This window comes from Streptomyces sp. CB02414, from assembly GCF_001905385.1.
Taxonomy (GTDB): domain Bacteria; phylum Actinomycetota; class Actinomycetes; order Streptomycetales; family Streptomycetaceae; genus Streptomyces.
In genome coordinates, this window is sequence record NZ_LIPF01000004.1 from 523,658 (window position 1) to 546,996 (window position 23,339).

A 23,339-nucleotide genomic window follows, 5' to 3' on the forward strand; every position below is an offset into this window, starting at 1 on the left:
GACCGATCACGTCACAAGAAACAGGAACACGGAAAGAGGCAGCATGAGCTCCACGAACACCACCCTGGAGGGACGTACCGCCGTCGTCACCGGTGCCGGCGCGGGACTCGGCCGGGCCGAGGCGCTCGCGCTGGCGGGACTCGGCGCCAACGTGGTGGTCAACGACGTCGGCCCGGCCGCCGACGACGTGGTCGCCGAGATCAAGGCCCTCGGCGCCCGGGCCGTCGCGGTGACCGGGGACGTGGGGGACTGGTCCATGGGCGACCGCCTGGTCGGCGCCGCCGTGGAGACCTTCGGCGGCCTCGACGTCGTCGTCAACAACGCGGGCGTCCTGCGCGACCGGATGCTGTTCAACCTGTCCGAGTCCGACTGGGACGACGTCCTCCGGGTCCACCTCAAGGGACACGCCGGCCTTTCCCGGGCCGCGGCCGTGCACTGGCGCGCCGCGTCCAAGGCGTCAGGCGCACCCGTCTACGGCCGCGTCGTCAACACCTCGTCCGAGGCGTTCCTCTTCGGCGCGCCCGGACAGCCGAACTACTCCGCGGCCAAGGCCGGGATCACCGCGCTCACCCTGGCCACCGCGCAGGGCCTGGCCCGCTACGGCGTGCGCGCCAACGCGATCTGCCCGCGCGCCCGCACCGCCATGACCGCGGACTCCTTCGGCGAGGGCGCCACCGCGCCCGGCGGCCTCGACATCATGGCGCCCGAGCGGGTCGCCACCCTCGTCGCCCACCTGGCCTCCCCCGCCGCCGACGAGATCAACGGGCAGGTCTTCGTCGTCTACGGCGACATGGTCGCCCTGCTGGCCCCGCCCACCGTGGAGCACAAGTTCACCGCGGCCGACGGCACCTTCTCCCCCGAGGAACTCGACGCCCAGCTGACCCCGTACTTCAGCGGCCGCGACCCGCACCGGACCTACGCGGCCTACAGCGTCGCCGGGCTCGACACCACGGGCACGCAGAAGACCGCCGCGGGCTGAGCGCGGCGCGGGCCGGCCTCCTCCGATGCCCCCCCGGGGGGGCAGGGGTCAGCCCGCGTCCGCCTCGGGCGCGAGCAGCAGACGGCAGGCCATCCGCAGGTCGGTGTCCGCCTCCTCGGGCGTGAACCGCTCGTTGAGCCGGGACTGCAGGACGCCGTACCAGAGCAGGATCAGCAGCCGCAGCCGCGCGACATGGTGCTCCGTGGGCGACTCGACGCCCCAGGCCCGCAGCAGCAGCTCCAGGAAGCCGGTGTCGACCCTCGCCAGGTCCGGGACGGTCGCGGCGCGGGCGGCGTTCGCCGACTGGATCATCGCGGTGGCCAGCGCCGGCCGCCGCAGCAGGTTCCGGGTGGCGGCCGACAGCGTCGCGAAGACCGAGTCCTCCGCCGACTCGTGTGCCGTCCGGTCCGGCAGCCGCGCCGCGAGCCCCTCGATCTGGTCGGCCATCACCGCGGTGAACAGGTGCGTCTTCGACGGGAAGTAACGGTACAGAGTGCCGATCGCTACCCCCGCGGACCGGGCCACCTCCTGCATCTGCACCCGTTCGAGCCCCGTGTCGGCGGCGATCTCCGCCGCCGCCCGCAGGATGCTCTGCCGGCGCGCGTGCTGCCGGGGCGAACTGGGCTCCGCCCCCGCCCTGGCCTCGGCGATTCTGGGCACGCTCTCCATCCCTCCGGCGTTCGCTCGCGTCAACGGCCTCCGACAATACGCGCGGCGCGGCACCGCGTCAGGTGCCGGGCGAGGTCCTCTCCACCGGCGGCACGGTCATGCGGTGCGGCATCCGGCGACGCCCCCTCACCACGCCGTACCGGTCAGTGGGACGCCCGCGCCTGCGGACCCCGCCCGCGCGATCTGCTGGGCCCCACACCACCGAGCGGCAGGAGGACCATCGATGCGGGACGGCCGACGTACAGGGGACCGTGCGCAGGACGCCACCCACGACGTGATCGTCGTGGGATCCGGCGCCGGAGCGCTGACCGGGGCCCTGACGGCCGCCGCCGACGGCCTGGACACCGTCGTACTGGAGCGCACGGACCTGTTCGGCGGTACCTCCGCCTACTCGGGGGCCGCCTGCTGGCTGCCCGGCACCCGGGTGCAGGAACGGGCGGGACTCGGCGATTCGACCGACGCGGCCCGCACCTATCTGCGGGCACTGCTCGGCGACACCGGAGCGGAACACCGGGAGGCGTTCCTGGGGCACGCGCCCGAACTGGTCGCCCGCCTCGAAGGCCACCCCGACGTCGAGTTCGAGTGGCGCGCCTTCCCCGACTACGTCCCCGCGCCCGGCCGGATGGACGCCGGACGCTCCTTCGTCCCGCTCGACCTGCCCGCCGAGCGCATGGGCGACCTGCTGCCACTGGTCCGCCCCGCCGTCGACCGGGACCGCGCCGGGCAGGGCCATCCGGACGGCCCGCTCGCCCAGGGCCGCGCCCTGATCGGCCGCCTCCTGCTCGCCGCCACCCGCACCGGAAACGCGACGCTGCGCACCGGACACCGCGTGACCGGGCTGGTCACCGAGGACGGCCGGGTGACCGGCGTGACGGCCGAGACCGCGCACGGCACGGTCACCGTGCGGGCCCGGCACGGGGTGCTGCTGGCCGGCGGCGGCTTCGAGGGCGACGACGCGCTGCGCGCCGAGCACGGAGTGCCGGGCGGCGCCGCGTGGACCATGGCGCCGCGCGGCACCAACACCGGCGACCTGCTGCGCGCCGCCGTCCGGGCCGGTGCCGCCACCGGCCTCCTGGACGACGCCTGGTGGTGCCCCGGCACCGAACGGCCGGACGGCACGGCCGCCTTCACCCTCGGCCTGCGCGGCGGCATTGTCGTCGACGCCACCGGCCGTCGCTTCGCCAACGAGTCCCTGCCCTACGACCGCATGGGCCGCGCCCTCGCCGCCGCCGGGGCCGGCGCCCACCTCGTCTTCGACTCCCGCGAGGGCGGCGCCCTGCCCGCCATCACCGTGCCGCCCGCCGACCCCGCCCGGCACCTGGCCGCCGGCACCTGGGTCCGGGCGGGCACCCTGCCGGAACTCGCCCGCCTCATCGGCGTACCGGCCGGCACGCTCACGGACACCGTGGCCCGCTTCAACGGCTTCGCCGCCTCAGGCACCGACGCGGACCACCACCGGGGCGAGGACCCCTACGACCGCTTCTTCGCCGGCGGCCAGGACGACGCCCCCGGCCCCAACCCGTGCCTGGTCCCGCTCGACCACCCGCCCTACTACGCCGCCCGCCTCGTCCTCGCCGACCTCGGCACCAAGGGCGGACTGCGCACCGACGCCCACGCCCGCGTCCTCGACACCCGGCAGCGCCCGATCCCGGGCCTGTACGCCGCGGGCAACACCAGCGCCTCCTTCACCGGCGGCGTCTACCCGGGCCCCGGCGTCCCCATCGGCACCGCGATGGTGTTCGCCTCGCTGGCCGTGCGGGACATGACGCTCCCGGCCAGTGGGATCACCGGCGGCGCCACCGACGGGCCGCGTTCTACCGTCACGGCACCGCCGGCCCAGGACTGAGGAGAGGTACCCGATGATCGACAGCAGTGTGTACGGGCCGTGGGCGGTCGTCGCCGGCGGCTCCGAGGGCGTCGGCGCCTCGTTCGCCGACCGGCTCGCGGACGCCGGGATCAACCTGGTCCTCATCGCCCGCAAGCCGGGCCCCCTGCACGAGACGGCGGACCGGGCCCGCGCCAAGGGCGTCGAGGTGCGCACCCTCACTCTCGACCTGCTCGACCCGGGCGCCCTGGCCGCTGTCCGCACCGTCACCGACGGTCTGGACGTCGGCCTGCTGATCTTCAACGCGGGGGCCAACAGTTACGGCCACGAGTTCGTCACCGGGGACCTCGACCGCGTCCAGGGCGTGCTCGACCTGAACATCAGCGCGCAGCTCGCCCTCACTCACCACTTCGGCGCCCTGATGAAGGAACGGCGCGCGGGCGGCATCGTGCTGGTCGGCTCGCTCTCCGGGTTCATGGGCCAGGCGCGGATCAGCGTCTACTCGGCGGCGAAGGCGTTCAGCCGCGTCTTCGCCGAGGGCCTGTGGCTGGAGCTGCGCCCCCACGGCGTCCACGTCCTGGAACTCGTCCTCGGCGTGACCCGCACCCCCGCCATGGAACGCGCCGGGCTGCGCATGGACCTGCCGGGCCTGCGGGTCGCCGAGCCGGACGACGTCGCCCGCGAGGGGCTGGAGCACCTCGCCGACGGGCCGGTGTGGGTCGCCGGGGGGAACGCCGACACCGCCGAGCGGCGCAGCGGCTTCCCCCGCGCCGAGCTGGTTCTCGGCGCGCACGAGGCCTCGCGGCGACTGCTGCCGGCGTCCTCCTGACCCCTTACCGACCGCGCACGTCGTCCCTTCCCGGAGAGCTGATGAGCCAGACCGAGCCAGAGCCCCCACTGACGATCCCCGCGGCCCTCGATCTCGCCGCCGCCCGCGCCCCCGACCGGGAGGCACTGGTGGACGGCGAAGTGCGGCTGACCTGGGCCCAGTTGCGGGACCAGGTGCGGGCGGCCGTCAAGTCGCTGATCGCGCTCGGCACCCGACGCGGCGACCGGATCGCCGTCTGGGCGCCCAACAGCCACCGCTGGGTGGTGACGGCCCTCGCCGTCACCTCGGCCGGGGCGGTGCTGGTGCCCGTCAACACCCGCTACAAGGGCGGCGAGGCACGCTGGCTCCTGGAGCGGGGCGCGGCCCGCCTCCTGTTCGTCGAGAACGGCTTCCTGGGCAAGGACTACCTGGCCATGCTGGACGACGGGGACACCGGGGAGGGCGACGACGGCGGGACCCACCCGGTGCCGTCCCTGCCCGGCCTGGCCGCCGTGGTGACACTCGACGGCGCCGCCCGCCCCGGCGCACTGACTTGGGAGGACTTCCTCGCCTACGGTACCCACCTGCCGGACGACGAGGTCACCGTCCGGACCACCACCGTGCGCCCCGACGACCCGTCCGACCTGCTCTTCACCTCGGGCACCACCGGCCGGCCCAAGGGCGCGCTGACCACCCACCGGCAGAACCTCACCACCTACCGGGCCTGGTGCGGGCGGACCGGCCTCGCCGGCGACGACCGCTACCTGATCGTCAACCCGCTGTTCCACTGCTTCGGCTACAAGGCCGGCGTACTCGCCTGTCTGCTGCGGGGCGCCACGATGGTGCTGCAACCCGTCTTCGACGTGCACCGGGCCCTGCGCGCCGTCGAGGCCGAACGGATCACCGTCCTGCCCGGCCCGCCCACGATCTACACCGAGCTGCTGAACGCCCCCGACCGGGAGAGGTTCGACCTGTCGTCGCTGCGGCTGGCGGTGACCGGGGCCGCGGTGGTGCCGGTCGCCCTGGTCCGGCGCATCCGGGCCGAACTGTTCCCCGAGGTGGTCACCGCCTACGGGCTGACCGAGTCCTGCGGCACGGTCACCGCCTGCTCGGCGGACGACGACGCGGAGACGGTGGCGCTGACCGCGGGCCGCCCCATCGACGGCGTCGAGGTGCGGATCGCGGGCGGCGACCCGCACTCGCCCCGGTCGGGAAGCGACGGCGAGATCATGGTCCGCGGCTACAACGTGATGCTCGGCTACCTGGACGACCCGGCGGCCACCGCGGCGGCCGTCGACGCGGACGGCTGGCTGGCCACCGGGGACGTCGGCCACTTCGACGAGCGCGGCAACCTGGTCGTCACCGGCCGGTCCAAGGACATGTTCGTCGTCGGCGGCTTCAACGTCTACCCGGCCGAGGTCGAGCAGGTACTCACCGGGCACGACGCCGTCGCCGAGGCCGCGGTGGTCGGAGTCCCCGACGCGCGGCTCGGCGAGGTCGGACGCGCGTACGTGACGGCGCGCCCGGGCGGCGGGGCCGACCCGGACGCCCTCGTCGGCTGGTGCCGCGAGCGGCTCGCCAACTTCAAGGTCCCCCGCGAGGTCGTCGTCCTGGGGGCGCTCCCGCGCAACGCCTCCGGCAAGGTCGACAAGGCCGCCCTGCGGACCGACTGACGGACGCGGCGCCGCGACGCGCCGCACGGACACGGCTCGCGAGGGCCGAGAGGGACGGACGATGGGCAATCAGGTTCTGGAGTCGGTGCGCGCCTTGCTCCCCGGCATCGCCGAGCGGGCCGTGGCCGCGGACGAGGCGCGGCGCATACCGCGCTCCACGGTCCGGGAACTGACCGAGGCCGGAGTGTTCCGGATGCTGCAGCCGGCCCGCTACGGCGGCCTCGAGAGCGACCCGGTCGACTTCTACCAGGTGGTACGCGCGATCTCCGCGGTCTGCTGCTCCACCGGATGGGTGGCGTCCGTCCTCGGCGTCCACCCCTGGCAGCTGGGCCTGTTCCCGCGCCGGGCGCAGGACGACGTCTGGGGCGAGGACCCCGACACCCGCATCTCCTCCTCGTACGCCCCGGTGGGACGGCTCGCCCCCGTCGACGGCGGCTACCGGCTCACCGGCCGCTGGAGCTTCTCCTCCGGCTGCGAGCACGCCGGCTGGGCGCTGCTGGGTGCCCTGGTCGTCGGCGCCCAGGGGCGGCCGGTGGACTTCCTCACCGTCCTGGTGCCCCGGTCCGACTACACCATCGAGGACGCCTGGGACGTGGTCGGCCTGCGCGGCACCGCCAGCAACGACATCATCGTCGAGTCGGCCTTCGTGCCCGGCCACCGGGTCCTGCGCAACTACGAGCAGGCCCAGCTGAAAGTACCGGGACAGCAGGTCAACAAGGGACCGCTGTACCGGCTGCCCTTCGGGGCGATCTTCACCAGCGCCATCACGGCACCGGTGATCGGCGCCGTGTCCGGCGGCTACGAGTCGTACGCGTCGCTGATGAAGGAGCGGGTGCGGCTCAGCCTGGGCGGCGGCAGGTTCACCGAGGACCCGTTCGCCCAGGTCGCCATCGCACGCGCCGCCTCCGACATCGACGCGACCGTCGTGCAGATGGACCGCAACATGCGCGAACTGTCCGAACTCGCCGCCGCCCGCCAGGAGATCCCCATGGAGCTGCGGCTGCGCACCCGGCGCGACCAGGTCCGCGGCACCGAACGTGCCGTCGCCGCCATCGACCTGCTCTTCAAGACCGCCGGCGGCAACGCCCTGCGCCGCGGCAACCCGATCGAACGGGCCTGGCGCGACGCCCACGCGGGCAGCGTCCACGTCGCCAACGACGTCGAGCGCGCCCTCGCCATGTACGGCCGCGGGGCCTTCGGGCTGACCGTGGAGGACAACCTGGTCTGAGGAACACAGAGGAGACAAGGCATGCGGCTCGAAGGACGCGTGGCGGTCGTCACCGGCGCCGGTGACGGCATAGGCGCGGCGGTCGCCCGGCGGTTCGCCGCCGAGGGGGCCCGGGTACTGGTCGCGGAGGTGAACGAGGAGACCGGCCGTGCGGTCGCCGACGAGATCGACGGCCGCTTCCTGCGCACCGACGTCGGCGACAAGGCACAGGTGCTCGCGGTGATCGACTGCGCGGTGCGGGAGCTGGGCGGGGTGGACATCCTCGTCAACAACGCCTGGGCGACCGGCGATCTCGGACGGGTCGAGAACAAGACGAGCGCGGCCTTCCGGCGGCGGATGAGCGAGAACCCCGAACTGGAGAAGCAGGTCGGGGCCCTGAACCCCATGGGACGGATGGGCGACCCCGACCGGGACATCGCCCCGGCCGTCCTGTTCCTCGTCGGCGAGGACGCAGGCTACGTCACCGGGAACACGCTCTTCGTCGACGGCGGTTCGCACATCAACGGCGTCGCCTGGGCCCCCGACCTGCCCTGACTTCCTTCCCTCACGCCACTCCGCCGGCGGACCTCGCGGCGAGGTAGCGGGCTGGGAACTCCCCGCCCCCGTGCACCGCGAGGTCCGCTCCGTTGACGTATCCCGCAAGGTCGCTCGCGAGGAACAGGCAGGCACGGGCGACGTCCCCGGGCACCGCCATCCGCTCCATCGGGATGACGCCGGCCACCGACGCCCCGCCGTCCGCCCCGTAGACGGCGGCCGCGCTCTCGGTGCGGATCAGCCCGGTGGTGATGTGGTTGACCCGCACCCCGGGCGCCCATTCCAGCGCCAGGGCCCTGGTGAGCGCCAGCAGCCCGGCCTTGGCCGCCGTGTACGCGGCGGTGCCCGGCTGCGGGTCGTGCGCGGAGACGCTGCCGATGTTGACGACCGAGCCGCCGCCCGGCTGGGTCCGCATCACGCGGTGGGCCGCCTGCGCCACGTAGAACGGCGCGAGCAGGTTGAGCGCGACGATCTTCTCCACGAAGCGGGGCGAGACGGTCGCCGCGTCGGCGTCCGGGGAGCCGCCCGCGTTGTTGACGAGCACGTCGAGGCGGCCGAAACGCTCCACGGCGCTGTCGACGAGCCCGGCCGACGCCTCGGGGTCGCGCACGTCGGCGGCGACGAAGACCGCCTTCCGACCTCGTGCCGCCGGCAGATCTGCAGGGGCGTTGCGGCCGCAGACGACGACGTCGGCCCCGGCACCGAGGAACGCCTCGGCGACGGCGGCGCCGATGCCCTTGGTGCCGCCGGTGACGAGCGCGACGCGGCCGGTGAAGTCCAACGGGTTGCCGATGTCCATGTGTTCCGGCCTCTCCGGTCGACAGGGGTGTGTGTACGTGTACGGGTTCAGCGCGGGCCCAGACCGAGCCCGGCGGCCAGTCGCGCCCGGTGGCGGGCGGGCGCGCCGAACAGCTCGCCCGCCCCGTGCGCCCGCTTGAAGAAGCGGTGCGCGTCGTGCTCCCAGGTGATGCCGATCCCGCCGTGCAGCTGGATGGTCTCGCCGGCCACCGCCGAGAACGCCTCGGAGCAGACCGACTTGGCGACGGCGGCGGCCCGCGGCAGCGCCGCCGGGTCCCGGTCGGCGGCGAACGCGGCGCCGAGCGCCGCCGACCGCGCGGACTCCACCAGCACGTAGGCGTCCGCGAGGCGGTGCTTGACCGCCTGGAAGGAGCCGATGGGGCGGCCGAACTGGACGCGGTCGCGCGCGTAGGCGACGGTCGTCCCGAGGCAGCGCTCGGCGGCACCCACCTGCTCGGCGGCGAGCGCGGTGCAGGCCAGGTCCCGTACGTGTGCCAAGGCGCGCTCCGCGTCGCCGTCCACGCCGAGGAGCCGGCCCTCGGCGCCGCTCAGCACCCACCGGGCCAGTCCTCGGGTCGTGTCCATGGTGACGAGGGGTTCGCGGCGCGCCCCGGCGGCGTCCACGGCGACCTCGAAGAGCGAGACGCCGGCCGCCGTGCGGGCGGCGACCAGCAGCACGTCCAGGTGCGGCCAGTCCAGTACGAGCTCCTTGGTCCCGGTGATCCGCCAGGCGCCGCCGGGCCCGGGGACCGCCTCGGCGCGAACCGCCGCCGGGTCCCAGGAGCCGGCCTCGGCCCAGGCCAGGGCGCCCACCGCACGGCCCTCGGCGAGCGGCGGCAGCAGCCGCCCGCAGGCCTCCTTGTCACCGGAGGCCAGCAGTGCCCCGGACGTCAGAACCGCCGACCCGAGCAGCGGCAGCGGGCTCAGGGCGCGGCCCAGCCCCTCCATCACCACGTGCACGTCCCGGGCGCCGCCGCCCGCGCCCCCGTACTCCTCGGGCACGGCCAGCCCGGCGACGCCGACCTGCTCGGCCAGCGGCGCCCAGGCCGCGGTCCCCTCGTGCCGGGTCAGCAGCGACCGCACGGCCGACCTCAGCTCTTCCTGCTCCTCCGTCAGCCTCATCGGGCTGCTCCCCTCGGTGCGGCGCGCACGCGGCGCGCGTCAGACGGCCAGTACGCGGGCCCGGCAGGCGGCCGGGGTGCCCCAGGCGTCGCGCAGCGGACGGGCCTTGCGCAGCCACAGGGACAGGTCCAGTTCGTCGGTGTAGCCGATCGCCCCGTGCAACTGGAGGGCCGTGCGGGCGGCCCGGTGGGCGGCCTCGCCGGCGGTGACCTTGGCGGCGGCGATCTCCCGGCCCGCCCGGTCGGCATCCCCGGAGGCCAGCGCCAGCGCGGCGCCGTGCACCAGCGGCTCGGCGAACTCAAGGGCGATCAGGGTGTCCGCTAGGCGGTGCTTGACGGCCTGGAAGGAGCCGACGGCGACCCCGAACTGGGTGCGCTGTTTGACGTACGCGACGGTGCGGTCCAGCAGCGCGCGGCCCACTCCCAGGCACTGCGCCGCAGTGGCGAGCGCCGCCAGGTCGGCCGCGTGGCGCGCCGCGGCGGTCACGGCCGGCCCCGAGGCGAGGACGGTGCCGCCGGACGGCCGGGCCAGGCGCCGCCCCGGGTCGGCCGACGGCTGCACGGGGCCGACGCCGTCCGCGACACGCAGGGTGTCGCCGTCCACGACGAACACCGCGTCGGCCGCGTCGCCGTCCAGGGCGTACGGGCCCCGGTCGGTCAGGCAGAGGGAGGCGACGGTCTTGCCGGAGGCGATGCCGGGCAGATGCGCGTCGGCGGTGTCCGTGTCGCCGAGCCGCTCCAGCAGGGCGGCCGTCGCGACCGTCTCGACCAGTGGGCCGGGGACCGCGTGCCGGCCCAGTTCGGTGAAGGCGACGGCGAGTTCGAGCGGCAGGACGCCGAAGCCGTCGTACCGCTCCGGCACGGCGAGCGCGAACAGCCCGGCGTTCGCCAGCCGCGCCCAGACGGCTCGCCCGGGACCGTGGTCACCGGCCGCCCAGGACCGCACCACGGCCGGCGTGTCCGACGCGGAGAGCAGGCCGTCGAGGGAGCGGGCGAACTCCCGCTGTTCGGCGTCGAGGAGGAACCGCATCACCGGCGTCCCTTCGGCAGGCCGAGCAGGCGCTCGGCGATGATGTCGCGCTGGATCTCGTTGGTGCCGGCGTAGATCGGTCCGGCCAGGGAGAAGGTGTGGCCCTCGGCCCAGGCGCCGTGCGCCGGTGATTCGTCCGCGTGGTCGGCGAGTTCGCCGTACGGGCCGAGCAGGTCCAGGGCCGTCTCGTGCAGGGCGATGTCCAGCTCCGACCAGAAGACCTTGTTGAGGCTGGAGGCGGCGCCCGCCGGTCCGTCCTCGCCGTGCAGGACGCGCGAGGCGCCCGCGTAGGAGAACAGCCGGTAGGCGTGGGCGCCGATCACCGCGTCGGCGACCCGGTCGCGCAGCGCGGTGTCGGCCCGGTCGCCGTGCTCGCGCCACAGCTCGGCCAGCCGTCCGGCGGCGGCCGTGAAGCGGCCGGGGCTGCGCAGGGTGAGGCCGCGCTCGTTGCCGGTGGTGCTCATCGCGACCCGCCAGCCCTGGCCGGGTTCACCGATGACGTCCTCGTCCGGCACGAACACGTCGTCCAGGAAGAGCTCCGCGAAGGCCGGCCTGCCGTCGAGGCGGCCGATGGGCCGCACCGTGACACCCTCGGCGTCCAGCGGGAACATCAGGTACGTCAGTCCGCGGTGCGGTTTCGCCGCGTCCGGGTCGCTGCGGAACAGGCCGAAGGCCCGGTCGGCGAAGGCGGCCCGCGACGACCACGTCTTGAGGCCGCTCAGCAGCCAGCCGCCGTCCGTGCGCCGGGCCGTCGACTTCAGCGAGGCCAGGTCGGAGCCGGACTCGGGCTCGGACCAGGCCTGCGCCCAGATGACCTCGCCGCGCGCCATCGAGGGCAGGAGCCGCGCCCGCTGCTCGGGCGTACCGTGCTCGAAAAGGGTGGGGGCGAGGAGGTTGATGCCGTTCTGGCTGACGCGTCCGGGGGCGCCGGCCGCGAAGTACTCCTCCTCGAAGACCAGCCACCGCAGGATCGATTCGCCCCGCCCGCCGAACTCCTGGGGCCAGGACACCACCGACCACCGGTCGGCGGACAGCTCGGCCTCCCACTCCCGGTGCGCCGCGAAGCCCTCGGCGCTCTCCAGGGACGGCAGCGGAGTGGCCGGCACATGGGCGGCGAGCCAGTCGCGGGCCTCGGCGCGGAACGTGTCGTCCGCCTCACTGAAGTCGAGGTCCATCAGCCGCCCGCCTTCTTCATCGCCCGGATGTCCATGCCGCCGAGCGCGTCCGGCGCGGTCTCGGCGTTGTGCGCGTGCGCCAGGTGGTGCAGGCCGAACACCGAGTCCATGCCGGTGTGCAGGCCCTGGAGGTCCTCGGCCTGGTTGACGGCCCGCTTGGTCAGGGCGAGCCCGAGGCGCGGCATCTCGGCGATGCGCAGCGCCAGCTCCTGGGTGCGTTCGGCCAGTTCCTCGCGGGGGACGACCCGGTTCACCATGCCGACCTCGTAGGCGCGCCGGGCGCTCATGCGGTCGCCGGTGAAGAGGAACTCCTTCGCGACGCGCGGCGGCATCACCCACGGGTGGGCGAAGTACTCGACCCCCGGTATGCCCATCCGCACCACCGGGTCCGCGAAGAACGCGTCCTGTGAGGCCACGATCAGGTCGCACACCCAGGCGAGCATCAGCCCGCCCGCCACGCACGCCCCCTGCACGGAGGCGACGACCGGCTTCGGCAGCTCGCGCCAGCGGCGGCACATGCCCAGGTACACCTCGGACTCGCGGGCGAACCGGCTCTCCGCGCCCTGCTTGTCCGAGTGGTCCCACCACAGCCCCGCCCGGCGCTCGAACGGCAGGTGGGCGTCGCGCCCCGGGGTACCGATGTCGTGGCCGGCGGAGAAGTGCTTGCCCGCCCCGGCCAGCACGACGGTCTTCACCTCGTCGTCCTCGGCCGCTCGGTAGAACGCCCGGTCCAGGGCGTAGGTCATCGCGGAGTTCTGGGCGTTGCGGTACTCGGGGCGGTTCATGGTGACCGTCGCGACCGGACCCTGCTTCTCGTAGCGCACGGGCTCGCCGGTCTCGTCGTGGGCAGCGGACATCGGCCCTCCTTCCCTAACAAGTGTTTGGTAGATTAACGTAACGGCATGAGCAGCGTCGAGGAGTTCCGCGCCGAGATCCGCGGCTGGCTGGCCGCCAACCTCACCGGCGCCTTCGCCGCCCTGCGCGGCCGCGGCGGCCCGGGCCGTGAGCACGAGGCCTTCGCCGAACGGCTGGAGTGGGAGCGGCACATGGCCGCCGCCGGCTGGACCTGCGTCGGCTGGCCCGAGGAGTACGGCGGCCGGGGCGCGACCATCGAGCAGCAGGTCGCCTTCCACGAGGAGTACGCCCTGGCCGGGGCGCCCGCCCGGGTCAACCACATCGGGGAGCAGTTGCTCGGGCCGACCCTGGTGGCCTTCGGCACGCCCGAGCAGCGGGCCCGGTTCCTGCCGCCGATCGTCGCGGCCGAGGAACTGTGGTGCCAGGGCTACAGCGAGCCCGACGCCGGGTCGGACCTGGCGAACGTGCGGACCAGGGCCGAGCGGGACGGCGACCAGTGGGTGGTCACCGGGCAGAAGACCTGGACGTCACTCGCCCACGAGGCGCAGTGGTGCTTCGTCGTCGCCCGCACCGAACCGGGCTCGCGCCGCCACCGGGGTCTGTCCTACCTCCTGGTCCCGCTCGACCAGCCCGGCGTCGAGGTCCGCCCCATCACCCAGCTGACCGGCACCTCGGAGTTCAACGAGGTCTTCTTCGACGGCGCCCGCACCCACGCCGGCCACATCGTCGGCGCCCCCGGCGACGGCTGGCGCGTGGCCATGGCCACCCTCGGCTTCGAACGCGGCGTCTCCACCCTGGGCCAGCAGGTCGGCTTCCGGCGCGAACTGGAGGCCCTCATCGACCTGGCCCGGCGCAACGGAGCGGCCGACGACCCGCTCGTCCGCGACCGCCTCGCCCGCGCCTGGACGGGACTGGAGACCATCCGCTGCAACGCCCTGCGCATGCTGGACGGCGTGGCCGCCGGCGTACCCGGACCCGAGGCCTCCATCGGCAAGATCTTCTGGGCCACCTGGCACCGTGAACTGGGCGAACTCGCCATGGACGTGTGCGGCGCCGGCGGCCTGCTCGCCGCCGGGGAACCCTACGACCTCGACGACTGGCAGCGGCTGTTCCTCTTCTCCCGCTCCGACACCATCTACGCCGGGTCCAACGAGATCCAGCGCAACATCATCGCCGAACGCGTCCTCGGCCTGCCGAAGGAGAGCCGCCCATGACCGTGACCCCCCAGCCGCCGCCCTACGAACCGGGACACTCCCTCCTGGCCGGCCGCACCGCCGTCATCACCGCCGCCGCCGGCGCCGGCATCGGCGGAGCCACCGCCCGCAGATTCCTGGAGGAGGGCGCCCGCGTCGTCATCGGCGACGCCCACGAACGGCGCCTCAAGGAGAGCGCCGCCGCGCTCGCCGACGAGTTCGGCGCCGACAAGGTCGCCGGACTGCCCTGCGACGTCACCGACGAACAGCAGGTCGACGCCCTGTTCACGCTCGCCGCCGAGCGGCACGGCGGCCTCGACGTCGTCGTCAACAACGCCGGACTCGGCGGCACCGCCGACCTCGTCGACATGACCGACGAACAGTGGACCAAGGTCCTCGACGTCACCCTCGGCGGCACCTTCCGCTGCACCCGCGCCGCCCTGCGCCGCCTGAAGGAACAGGGTGGGGGAGGTGTCGTCGTCAACAACGCCTCCGTCATCGGCTGGCGGGCCCAGCGCGGCCAGTCCCACTACGCCGCCGCCAAGGCCGGCGTCATGGCCCTCACCCGCTGCGCCGCCCTGGAGGCCGCAGACTTCGGCGTCCGGGTCAACGCCGTCGCGCCGAGCCTCGCCATGCACCCGCACCTGGTGAAGGTCACCACGCCCGAACTCCTCGCCGAACTCACCGAACGGGAGGCCTTCGGCCGCTACGCCGAGCCCTGGGAGATCGCCAACGTCATCGTCTTCCTGGCGAGCGGCTACTCCTCCTACCTGACCGGTGAGACCGTTTCCGTCAGCAGTCAGAGAGCATGACCCGATGAGCACCAACTCCGCCGCCGAGCGCCGCGCCGAGATCCTCGCCACCGCCGCCCAGGTCTTCGCCGACCAGGGGTACAACGCCACCACCGTCCGCCGGATCGCGGACGCCGCCGGACTCCTGGCCGGCAGCCTCTACTACCACTTCGACTCCAAGGAGTCGATGCTCGACGAGATCCTCTCCGCCTTCCTGGACGAACTGTGGGCCGGCTACGACACCGTGCTCGCCGCCGGTCTCGGCCCCCGGGAGACCATCGAGGCGCTCGTCACCGAGTCCTTCCGGCAGATCGACCGGCACGGACCGGCGGTCGCCATCTACCAGAAGGAGTCCAGGCACCTCGCCGCCCAGCCGCGCTTCGCCTACCTCGCCGACTCCCAGGTCAAGTTCGAGGACGCCTGGCTGCGCACCCTGGAGCGGGGCGTCGCCGAGAAGGTCTTCCGCGGCGACCTGGACGTCCGGCTCGTCTACCGGTTCGTGCGCGACACGGTGTGGGTGGCGGCCTCCTGGTACCGCCCCGGCGGCACCCACAGCCCGGAGGAAATCGCCCGCCAGTACCTGTCCATGGTCCTCGAAGGCATCACCCCGCGGGACTGACCCCGCCCTCCCGACCCACCACTTAGGAGCAGCCATGGCCGAGGCCTACATAGTCGAAGCGGTCCGCACGCCGGTCGGCCGGCGCAAGGGCGGGCTCAGTGCCGTCCACCCCGCCGACCTCGGCGCGCACGTCATCAAGGCGCTGGTCGAGCGCACCGGCGTCGACCCGGCCGCCGTCGACGACGTCGTCTTCGGCTGCCTGGACACCGTTGGTCCGCAGGCCGGGGACATCGCCCGCACCGCCTGGCTGGCCGCCGGCCTGCCCGAGGAGGTGCCCGGCACCACCGTCGACCGGCAGTGCGGCTCCTCTCAGCAGGCCGTCCACTTCGCCGCCCAGGGCGTGCTCTCCGGTACCCAGGATCTGGTCGTCGCGGGCGGCACGCAGAACATGTCGATGATCCCCATCGCCTTCGCCAGCCGCCAGGCCGCCGAACCCCTCGGCCTCACCGACGGTCCCTACGCCGGCTCCGAGGGCTGGCGCGCCCGCTACGGCGACGCGCCCGTCAACCAGTTCCACGGTGCCGAACTCATCGCCGGGAAGTGGGACATCAGCCGGGAGGCGATGGAGGAGTTCGCGCTGCGCTCCCACCAGCGGGCCCTGCGCGCCATCGACGAGGGCCGCTTCGACCGCGAGACCGTCGCCTACGGGGACGTCACCGTCGACGAGGGCCCGCGCCGCGACACCTCCCTGGAGAAGATGGCGGCCCTGAAGCCGGTCGTCGAGGGCGGCCGGCTCACCGCCGGGGTGTCCTCCCAGGTCTCCGACGGCGCCTCGGCGCTGCTCATCGCCTCCGAACGGGCCGTCGCCGAACACGGGCTCACCCCCCGGGCCCGCGTCCACCACCTGTCGGTGCGCGGTGAGGACCCGATCCGCATGCTGTCGGCGCCGATCCCGGCGACGGCGTACGCGCTGAAGAAGGCCGGCATGTCCATCGACGACATGGACCTGGTCGAGATCAACGAGGCGTTCGCGCCGGTCGTCCTGGCCTGGCTGAAGGAGACCGGCGCCGACCCCGACCGGGTCAACGTCAACGGCGGCGCCATCGCGCTCGGCCACCCGCTCGGCGCCACCGGCACCAAGCTGATGACGACCCTGCTGCACGAACTGGAGCGCACCGGCGGCCGCTACGGCCTCCAGACGATGTGCGAGGGCGGCGGCCAGGCCAACGTCACCATCATCGAGCGCCTCTGACCCGACGACTCATATGACGACTCGTACGACGACGGCGGAGGGGCGGTCCGGAGTCCGGACCGCCCCTCCGCCGTGTGCGGGGACCGTCAGCCGGCCTCGGGCAGCGCCTTCAGGGCCGCCCGCGCCTCCTCCATGATCCGCCCGACCAGCTCCGCGCAGGACGGCAGGTCATCGATCAGCCCCGCCACCTGCCCGGAGGCCATCACCCCCAGATCGGTGCGTCCCTCGACCATCGACGCCTTCAGCAGCATCGGCGTGTTGGCGGCCAGCAGCACCTGGCCCCACGTCAGGTCCTTGCCGTGCTTCATCGCCAGCCCGTCCCGCACCAGCCGGGGCCAGCTGGTCCCGGACTCCTTCCGGAACGCCGACGCGTGCCGCAGCGCCCGCAGCAGCGAGGCCGCACGGCCCGACCGCTCCAGGGAGTCGACCAGCTCGGTGCGCAGCATCCGGTGCGGCAGCCCGTCGACCTTGGTCGTGACGGTGACGTCCTTGACGGACGCGGCCAGGTACTTCTCCTTCACGGCCGCCGGGACGGTGCTGTCGGAGGTGAGCAGGAACCGCGTGCCCATCCCGATGCCGGCCGCCCCGTAGGCCAGCGCGGCGACCAGACCGCGCCCGTCGCGGAAGCCGCCCGCCGCGATCACCGGAATGCCGACGGCGTCCACCACCTGGGGCAGCAGCACCGAGGTGGCCACGTCACCGGTGTGGCCGCCGCCCTCCCCGCCCTGCACCATCACCGCGTCGGCGCCCCACGCGGCGACCTTCTCGGCGTGCCGCCGGGCGCCCACGGACGGGATGACGACGACGCCCGCGTCCTTCAGGCGCGCGATCAGGTCCTTCGACGGGGCGAGCGCGAAGGACGCCACCGGCACCCCCTCCTCGACGATGACCCGCACCCGGTCCACGGCGTCCCCCGCGTCCGCCCGCAGGTTGACACCGAACGGTGCGTCCGTACGGGACTTGACCTCCCGCACCGTGGCCCGCAGCCCCTCCACGCTCATCGTGGCGGAGGCGAGGACGCCGAGCGCCCCCGCGTTCGCGGAGGCGGACACCAGCCGGGCGCCGGCCACCCAGCCCATGCCGGTCTGCACGATCGGGTACCGCACCCCGGTCAGCTCGGTGAGCGCCGTCGGGATCGTCGCCGGCGCTTCCGACGCGCTCACGCCGGGACCTCCCGCTCACGCAGTCCCTTCGGGTCGATGACCTCACGGATCAGCCGCAGCTCCGCCGCGTCGGGCGTACGGGTGAAGGGGACCTCGTCGGGGATCACCAGCGGGAAGCCGGTGGCCTCGGCGACCTCCTCGACGGTGACCCCCGGGTGCAGGGAACGCAGCCGCATCGAGCGGTCCGGGGTCTCGAAGTCGAAGACGCCCAGGTCGGTGACGACGTCGGGGACGCGGTGGTAGCGGGTCGCCGAGGGGCCGGCCGCCGCGGCGCGGTCGTACCCGACGCCGCTCACCATGTCGACGCGCTCCACGAAGACCCGCGCCGAGTGCTTCGGCACCCAGTAACTCGTCGGGTTGTTGAGCGTGTTCACCGGTGCACCGCGCACCCCGAGCAACTGCCGGACGGGCCTGGCCCAGTCGCCGATGCAGGAGATGTTCTGGTTGCCGTGGCGGTCGAGCTGGCTGGCGCCCATCATCACGTGCCGGCGCCCGGTGGCGGTCAGCGCCAGGTGCTGGCGGAACGGCAGCCACCCCTCCACGGCACCCGGCCGCTGTCCGACGGCGGGCACGTCCGCCATGAGCAGTGCCTCGCCGTCGGTGAGCAGCAGTTCCGGCGAGAAGGTGAGCCGCGCCAGGCGCGCGCCGATGGAAGGCACCGTGCCCATCGGACTGGCGAGGATCTCGCCGGCGTCGCGCCACACCTCCGCGCAGGCCACCACGCAGTGCTCGGCGCGGGTCGCGGTGGAGGGGCCCGTCTTGGTGGTGGCGCTCATGCTTCCTCCTGGTGGAACGCCGTGACGGCGGCCTGGTAGGCGGCCTCGTCGCCGGACAGGAACCGTTCGCGGAACGCCGCCCACTGCTCGGGATCGCGGGCGGCCCGGACGTAGGCGCGCTGGAACTCCTCGTCCCGGTCGTGGTCGGGCACGCACGAGGTGAAGTGCGCGCCGTTCGGCGTCTCGACCACGCCGTCCACGAACAGCCGCTTCACCAGCAGGGTCTGTGGCCCGTGTTCCTTGAGCAGGTCTGCCGTGTCGACGATCCGCTCACAGGAGACGTAGGCGTGGTCGGCGGCCTCGCAGAACAGGTCGTCGAAGTACGGGTCGGGCCCCAGGTACTGCCCGTTGCCGTGCCGGTCGGCGCGGTTGAGGTGGACCAGGGCGGCGTCCAGGCGCAGGGCCGGGACCGCGACCAGCTCCTCACCGTCGGCGTACGGCGACCGGACGGTGCGCAGCGAGGGGTTGACCCGCATCACGTCCGAGCCGAGACCGGCCCGCACCGGCAGGAACGGCAGCCGCTGCGCCCCGGCGGTCAGCCCCCACATCAGCATCGCCTCGTCGTACTCGGTCATCTCGAACGCCCCGCGCTGCCGGGCGGCGGTGAAGTGCGGCTCCAGCGGTATCGAGTCGAGCGTGCCGAACGCCGCGACCAGCTTGCGGATCTTCCCGGCGGCGGCCAGCAGACCGACGTCCGGGCCGCCGTAGGAGACCACGGTCAGGTCCGTGAGGTCCGAGCGCAGCAACGCCCGTACCAGAGCCATCGGCTTGCGGCGCGAGCCCCAGCCGCCGATGCCGATCGTCATGCCGCTCTCCAGCCGGCCGACGACGTCGTCGGCCGTCATCGTCTTGTCGTGGGTCACGCTCGCTGCTCCTTACCGGTTCCGAAGGTGTCGCGCACGCGGTCGGCGACCCCGCTGAGGTTGGCTTCGAAGGTGAAGCCCTGCTCGAAGCGGTAGCTGCGGCGCACGTCGACCGGATCGATGCCGTTGATCGCGGCCTTGGCCAGGCGGATCAGGTAGCCGTCCTTGGCGGCGATCTCACCGGCCAGTTCGAGCGCCGCCGCCCGCAGGCCCTCGCGCGGGACGACCCGCCACACCGAGCCGTGCCGGTGCAGTTCCTCGGCCGTCGCGGTGCGCGAGGTGTAGTACAGGGCCCGCATCAGGTGCTGCGGGACGAGCCGGGCCAGGTGCGTGGCCGCGCCGAGCGCTCCCCGGTCCAGCTCCGGCAGCCCGAAGGTGGCGTCGTCGCTCGCCACGATCGCGTCCGCGTTGCCCACCAGACCGATGCCGCCGCCCAGACAGAAGCCGTGCACGGCGGCCACGACCGGCACCTCGCACTCGTAGACCGCGGCGAACGCCTCGAAGCAGCCCCGGTTGGCGCCGATCAGCGCCCCGTGCCCGTCCGCGCGCTGCATCTCCTTGATGTCCACGCCCGCGTTGAAGCCGCGGCCCTCGGCGGCGAGCACCACGCAGCGCACCTTCGGGTCGGCGCCGGCGGCGCGCACCGCCGCGGCGAGGTCGTACCAGCCCTGCGCGGGCAGGGCGTTGACCGGGGGGAAGTCCACGGTGACGACGGCCACGCCCTCTTCCGGGACGGAGGTGGAGACACCCATGAGCAGATCAGCTACCTTTCCACCAAACGTTTGTTAGGGCTGAAGGTAGCAGCGATGCCCACGCCGGGGGAGTGCCGTGCCACTGAGCGGTACGGCACCCGGCCCCGCCCCTTACGGAAGGAACCCGCCATGACCTCACCGTCCGCCCTGTGCGCCGGCCGCGTCGTCGTCGTCACCGGCGCCGGCCGCGGCCTCGGCCGCGCCCATGCCCTCGCCTTCGCCGCCGAGGGCGCGAAGGTCGTCGTCAACGACCTCGGCGTCGGCCTCGACGGCTCCGGCTCGGGCGGCGGCCCCGCGCAGCAGGTGGTCGAGGAGATCCGCGCGGCGGGCGGCGAGGCCGTCGCGCACGTCGGGGACATCGCCACGGCGGACGGCGCGGCCTCGCTCGTCGCCACCGCGCTCGACTCCTTCGGCCGGCTCGACACCCTCGTCAACAACGCGGGGTTCCTGCGCGACCGGATGCTGGTGAACCTGGACGAGGACGACTGGGACGCGGTGCTGCGCGTCCACCTCAAGGGGCATTTCCTGCCGCTGAAGCACGCGGCGGCGCACTGGCGCGCCGAGGCCAAGGCGGGCCGGGTGCCCACCGCCCGCGTGGTCAACACCGCTTCCGGGGCGGGTCTGCTGGGCAGCGTCGGCCAGGGCAACTACTCCGCCGCCAAGGCCGGCATCGTGGGCCTGACCCTGGTCGCCGCCGCCGAAATGGGCCGGTACGGCGTCCAGGCCAACGCGATCGCCCCGGCCGCGCGCACCCGGATGACGGAGGAGACCTTCGCCCAGACCATGGCGGTGCCCGGTGAGGGCGCCTTCGACGCGATGGCCCCGGACAATGTCTCGCCGCTCGTCGTCTGGCTGGGCTCGGCGGCGTCCGCCGGAGTGACCGGCCGGGTCTTCGAGGCCGAGGCGGGCCGGATCACGGTGATGGAGGGCTGGCGCCCCGGCCCCACCGCGGACAAGGGCGCCCGCTGGAGCCCGGCCGAGGCGGGGGAGGCGGCGCTGAAGCTGCTGGCCGAGGCGGAGACGCCCCAGCCGGTGTACGGGGCACGCTGACCCGCGCCGAACGAGGCGGTGACGACCCGTCACCGCCCCGGTCCGGCGGTCTGCCGTCAGCCGCCCGCCGGTTCGCCGCGCACTCCGCCGGCCAGCAGGGCCGGCGACTCCGGACGGCCGTCCAGGATCCGGTTCGTGCGCGTCACCACCTGCCACCCGGTGCCGCAGGCCGCGCGGCGCAGCCGCCAGTGGTTCGCGGTGGCCCGGCGCACCACGTACCGGCCGGCCTCGTGCACCACCATCAGCGAGTGGCACACCGCGATCGCCTCGTCGCCGTCGACCGTGATGTGCGGCGGCCCCACGACGTGCGCACAGCCCTGCCGGATCCACCCCTGGTGAGCTGCGGACCGCACCATCTCGCGGACCTGCTCCCGGCCCGCGAGGAACAACTCGTCGATGTCGTAGACCCCGTCGAGGGCCCACAGCGCGGCGACACCGTCCGCGTCACCGCCGTCCACCAGCGGCCCGTAGGACGCCATCATCCTGGCGATGTCCCGCTCGTCCTCCAGGCGCCGCAGCCGTGCCTCGACGGCGGCCAGCCGGTCCCCGCTCATACCCGGACCTCCCCGGCCGGCCCGACACCGGCGAGCTTGGCGAGCGCCTCCAGCTGCTCGGCATAGTGGCTCGCGGACTCGGCGGCCAACGACACGCCGGCCAGCGTGGCCCCCGCCCCGGACACCTTCCGCAGCGTCGCCGCCGTACCGTCCGGGTCCCCGCCCGGATCGAGCGGGCGGCCCGCACTCAGCACCACCTCGAAGCCCTCCGGCAGCTCCACCGCACCGAGCATCTCGCGCAGCCGGTCCAGCCCCAGCCCGAACGGCACCCACCCGTCGCCGTGGGCCACCGCCCGGCGCAGCGAACGCGGGGTACGGCCGCCGATCCACAGCGGCACCCTCTCCTGCACGGCGTGCGGCTCCACCACGAAGCCCTCGTAGCCGAAGTGCTCACCGCGGTAGGCGGGTTCGCGGCGGGACAGCGAGGACCGCAGCGCCGCGAGCGCGTCGTCGGCGAGGGCGCCCCGTCCCTCGAAGGCCGCGCCCAGCAGCCGGAACTCCTCCTCCAGACTGCCCACGCCGAGCCCCAGGAGGAGCCGTCCGCCCGATATCCGGTCCAGCGTCCCGTAGCGCTTGGCCACCGCCAGCGGGTGGTGGTAGCCGAGGACCAGGACCTGGGTGGCGAACCGGATACGGCGGGTGCGGGCGGCGAGGTAACCGAAGGTGGCGAGCGGATCCCAGTAGGTGCCACCGCGCTGTTCGGCCACGTCCGCGGGCACGGCGACATGTTCCGAGCAGGTCAGATGGTGGAAGCCGAGCCGGTCGGCGACCTCGGCGACCGCCCCCAGCTCCTCGATCCCGGCGGTGCGCTCCCACGGGGAATGGGCGCCGGGCACGGCAGTGACGACGGGACTGGTGATGCCGATCCGCATGAGGGCACCTCTCTCGGAACAGGACGTCAGGGGGCGGGTCAGGGCCATCAAGTCACCGGCCCCCGCCCGGCGCGGGCCCGGGTCCCACTGAACGGAACGCCCGCACCGGGCCCGTACCGCGCGCGAGACCATCGGCGGCCGACGGAAGGACACCCCCGTGCCCCGGACGACCGGCGACAGAATCCCCGCGCATCCGAACTCCGCCGCACAGCACCGCCGTTACGCCCGCATCCTGCGGGTCGCGGCGCGCCTCGGTGCCCGGCACGGCCTCGAACGGATGCAGATGCACGACGTCGCCAGGGAGTCCGGCGTCGCGATCGCCACCCTGTACCGCTACTTCCCGTCCAAGACCCACCTGTTCGCCGCGGTCATGCGCGCCCAGGTGCTGCGCCTCGCCGCCGACACCCCGCCGCCCGCGCCGGGCACCGGACCGGTGGACGCCGTGACGGACCTGCTCACCGGCGCGAGCCGGCAGCTGTTCGGACAGCCCAGGCTGGCGCTCGCGATGATGCAGGCCAACAACGCGGCGCTCGCCGTCGGCGGCGGACCGTCCCGGGGCACGGACGAGATCCTCGCCGACCTGGTGCTGCGCACCGCGGGAGTGAGCGATCCCGGGGAGCGGGACCGCCGGGTGGTCCGCATCCTGGAGCAGGCCTGGTACGGACTGCTCACCACCGTCCTCTACGAACGCTCCTCGCCCGAGGCGGCCCAGGACGGCATCCGGCTGGCCTGCCGCCTGCTGCTCGGCCCGGTCTTCGAGGACCGCCGGGAGTGACACCCCCCTCAGAAGGCCGGGGCCCGTCCGGTCACCGGGACCGC

Annotated in this window: 24 protein-coding genes; 12 read left to right on the forward strand and 12 right to left on the reverse strand. The window is 74.0% G+C overall.

Going from position 1 to position 23,339, the window contains the following annotated elements; all coding sequences use genetic code 11:
* The first annotated feature begins 43 nt into the window (after positions 1–43).
* Positions 44–979 (forward strand): 3-oxoacyl-ACP reductase, encoded by a 936-nt coding sequence (locus AMK11_RS16455; RefSeq protein WP_073727709.1) that lies wholly within the window; start codon positions 44–46, stop codon positions 977–979.
* A 48-nt stretch (positions 980–1,027) separates the two neighbouring features.
* On the opposite strand, the gene AMK11_RS16460 is transcribed toward AMK11_RS16455, so the two are convergent.
* Positions 1,028–1,639, reverse strand: coding sequence for a TetR family transcriptional regulator (locus AMK11_RS16460; RefSeq protein ID WP_073727969.1), 612 nt, complete (start codon positions 1,637–1,639; stop codon positions 1,028–1,030).
* Between the two features lie 232 nt (positions 1,640–1,871).
* On the opposite strand from AMK11_RS16460, the gene AMK11_RS16465 reads away from it, so the two are divergent.
* From AMK11_RS16465 to AMK11_RS16485, 5 genes are all read left to right on the forward strand, one after another.
* Positions 1,872–3,494, forward strand: coding sequence for an FAD-dependent oxidoreductase (locus AMK11_RS16465; RefSeq protein ID WP_079187475.1), 1,623 nt, complete (start codon positions 1,872–1,874; stop codon positions 3,492–3,494).
* 13 nt (positions 3,495–3,507) lie between these two features.
* The gene (locus tag AMK11_RS16470) at positions 3,508–4,302 is read left to right on the forward strand and encodes an SDR family NAD(P)-dependent oxidoreductase (RefSeq protein ID WP_073727711.1); all 795 of its coding nucleotides are present in this window, start codon (positions 3,508–3,510) and stop codon (positions 4,300–4,302) included.
* A 41-nt stretch (positions 4,303–4,343) separates the two neighbouring features.
* On the forward strand, positions 4,344–5,954 hold the full coding sequence (locus AMK11_RS16475) for a FadD3 family acyl-CoA ligase (protein WP_073727713.1): 1,611 nt from the start codon (positions 4,344–4,346) through the stop codon (positions 5,952–5,954).
* Between the two features lie 61 nt (positions 5,955–6,015).
* Positions 6,016–7,182: a 3-hydroxy-9,10-secoandrosta-1,3,5(10)-triene-9,17-dione monooxygenase oxygenase subunit gene (gene hsaA, locus AMK11_RS16480; protein ID WP_073727715.1), complete on the forward strand. Its 1,167-nt coding sequence runs from the start codon at positions 6,016–6,018 to the stop codon at positions 7,180–7,182.
* A 21-nt stretch (positions 7,183–7,203) separates the two neighbouring features.
* On the forward strand, positions 7,204–7,716 hold the full coding sequence (locus tag AMK11_RS16485) for an SDR family NAD(P)-dependent oxidoreductase (RefSeq protein ID WP_073727717.1): 513 nt from the start codon (positions 7,204–7,206) through the stop codon (positions 7,714–7,716).
* A gap of 10 nt (positions 7,717–7,726) precedes the next feature.
* Here the strand turns inward: AMK11_RS16485 and AMK11_RS16490 are convergent, their stop codons facing one another.
* Genes AMK11_RS16490 through AMK11_RS16510 form a run of 5 tightly spaced genes read right to left on the reverse strand, consistent with a single transcriptional unit; the run spans position 7,727 to position 12,697 of the window.
* Complete coding sequence (locus tag AMK11_RS16490) at positions 7,727–8,515, reverse strand: SDR family oxidoreductase (protein ID WP_073727719.1); 789 nt, start codon at positions 8,513–8,515, stop codon at positions 7,727–7,729.
* A 47-nt stretch (positions 8,516–8,562) separates the two neighbouring features.
* Positions 8,563–9,636, reverse strand: coding sequence for an acyl-CoA dehydrogenase family protein (locus AMK11_RS16495; protein ID WP_079187476.1), 1,074 nt, complete (start codon positions 9,634–9,636; stop codon positions 8,563–8,565).
* 39 nt (positions 9,637–9,675) lie between these two features.
* Positions 9,676–10,665, reverse strand: a complete 990-nt coding sequence (locus tag AMK11_RS16500) for an acyl-CoA dehydrogenase family protein (RefSeq protein WP_073727721.1) — start codon at positions 10,663–10,665, stop codon at positions 9,676–9,678.
* Complete coding sequence (locus AMK11_RS16505) at positions 10,665–11,840, reverse strand: acyl-CoA dehydrogenase family protein (RefSeq protein ID WP_073727723.1); 1,176 nt, start codon at positions 11,838–11,840, stop codon at positions 10,665–10,667. The genes AMK11_RS16500 and AMK11_RS16505 overlap by 1 nt, the downstream gene beginning before the upstream one ends.
* On the reverse strand, positions 11,840–12,697 hold the full coding sequence (locus AMK11_RS16510) for an enoyl-CoA hydratase (protein ID WP_073727725.1): 858 nt from the start codon (positions 12,695–12,697) through the stop codon (positions 11,840–11,842). The genes AMK11_RS16505 and AMK11_RS16510 overlap by 1 nt, the downstream gene beginning before the upstream one ends.
* A gap of 45 nt (positions 12,698–12,742) precedes the next feature.
* Here AMK11_RS16510 and AMK11_RS16515 point away from each other — a divergent pair, with 45 nt between their 5' ends.
* The 4 genes from AMK11_RS16515 to AMK11_RS16530 are packed head-to-tail and all read left to right on the forward strand — an operon-like array spanning position 12,743 to position 16,490.
* Complete coding sequence (locus AMK11_RS16515) at positions 12,743–13,909, forward strand: acyl-CoA dehydrogenase family protein (protein WP_073727727.1); 1,167 nt, start codon at positions 12,743–12,745, stop codon at positions 13,907–13,909.
* Complete coding sequence (locus AMK11_RS16520) at positions 13,906–14,700, forward strand: SDR family oxidoreductase (RefSeq protein ID WP_073727729.1); 795 nt, start codon at positions 13,906–13,908, stop codon at positions 14,698–14,700. The genes AMK11_RS16515 and AMK11_RS16520 overlap by 4 nt, the downstream gene beginning before the upstream one ends.
* Positions 14,701–14,704: 4 nt before the next feature.
* Positions 14,705–15,298 (forward strand): TetR/AcrR family transcriptional regulator, encoded by a 594-nt coding sequence (locus AMK11_RS16525; protein WP_073727731.1) that lies wholly within the window; start codon positions 14,705–14,707, stop codon positions 15,296–15,298.
* Positions 15,299–15,332: 34 nt separating this feature from the next.
* On the forward strand, positions 15,333–16,490 hold the full coding sequence (locus tag AMK11_RS16530; RefSeq protein ID WP_073727733.1) for an acetyl-CoA C-acetyltransferase: 1,158 nt from the start codon (positions 15,333–15,335) through the stop codon (positions 16,488–16,490).
* A gap of 86 nt (positions 16,491–16,576) precedes the next feature.
* Here AMK11_RS16530 and AMK11_RS16535 read toward each other — a convergent pair whose 3' ends face one another.
* From AMK11_RS16535 to AMK11_RS16550, 4 genes are read right to left on the reverse strand one after another with little or no spacing between them, the layout of a single operon-like run.
* On the reverse strand, positions 16,577–17,626 hold the full coding sequence (locus AMK11_RS16535) for an NAD(P)H-dependent flavin oxidoreductase (protein ID WP_073727972.1): 1,050 nt from the start codon (positions 17,624–17,626) through the stop codon (positions 16,577–16,579).
* A 23-nt stretch (positions 17,627–17,649) separates the two neighbouring features.
* A complete protein-coding gene (locus tag AMK11_RS16540) occupies positions 17,650–18,429 on the reverse strand; it encodes a CoA-transferase subunit beta (RefSeq protein ID WP_073727735.1) in 780 nt (259 codons plus the stop codon).
* Positions 18,426–19,274 (reverse strand): CoA transferase subunit A, encoded by an 849-nt coding sequence (locus tag AMK11_RS16545; protein ID WP_073727974.1) that lies wholly within the window; start codon positions 19,272–19,274, stop codon positions 18,426–18,428. Before AMK11_RS16545 ends, AMK11_RS16540 begins: the two co-directional genes overlap by 4 nt.
* A 14-nt stretch (positions 19,275–19,288) precedes the next feature.
* Positions 19,289–20,044, reverse strand: a complete 756-nt coding sequence (locus AMK11_RS16550) for an enoyl-CoA hydratase family protein (protein WP_073727737.1) — start codon at positions 20,042–20,044, stop codon at positions 19,289–19,291.
* 129 nt (positions 20,045–20,173) lie between these two features.
* Here AMK11_RS16550 and AMK11_RS16555 point away from each other — a divergent pair, with 129 nt between their 5' ends.
* Positions 20,174–21,094, forward strand: a complete 921-nt coding sequence (locus tag AMK11_RS16555) for an SDR family oxidoreductase (RefSeq protein ID WP_073727739.1) — start codon at positions 20,174–20,176, stop codon at positions 21,092–21,094.
* 56 nt (positions 21,095–21,150) lie between these two features.
* On the opposite strand, the gene AMK11_RS16560 is transcribed toward AMK11_RS16555, so the two are convergent.
* Positions 21,151–21,648, reverse strand: a complete 498-nt coding sequence (locus AMK11_RS16560; protein ID WP_073727741.1) for a nuclear transport factor 2 family protein — start codon at positions 21,646–21,648, stop codon at positions 21,151–21,153.
* Positions 21,645–22,520, reverse strand: a complete 876-nt coding sequence (locus AMK11_RS16565; protein ID WP_073727743.1) for a TIGR03619 family F420-dependent LLM class oxidoreductase — start codon at positions 22,518–22,520, stop codon at positions 21,645–21,647. Before AMK11_RS16565 ends, AMK11_RS16560 begins: the two co-directional genes overlap by 4 nt.
* A gap of 157 nt (positions 22,521–22,677) precedes the next feature.
* Between AMK11_RS16565 and AMK11_RS16570 the strand changes: the two genes are divergently transcribed.
* On the forward strand, positions 22,678–23,295 hold the full coding sequence (locus AMK11_RS16570) for a TetR family transcriptional regulator (protein ID WP_073727744.1): 618 nt from the start codon (positions 22,678–22,680) through the stop codon (positions 23,293–23,295).
* The last annotated feature ends 44 nt before the right edge of the window (positions 23,296–23,339 follow it).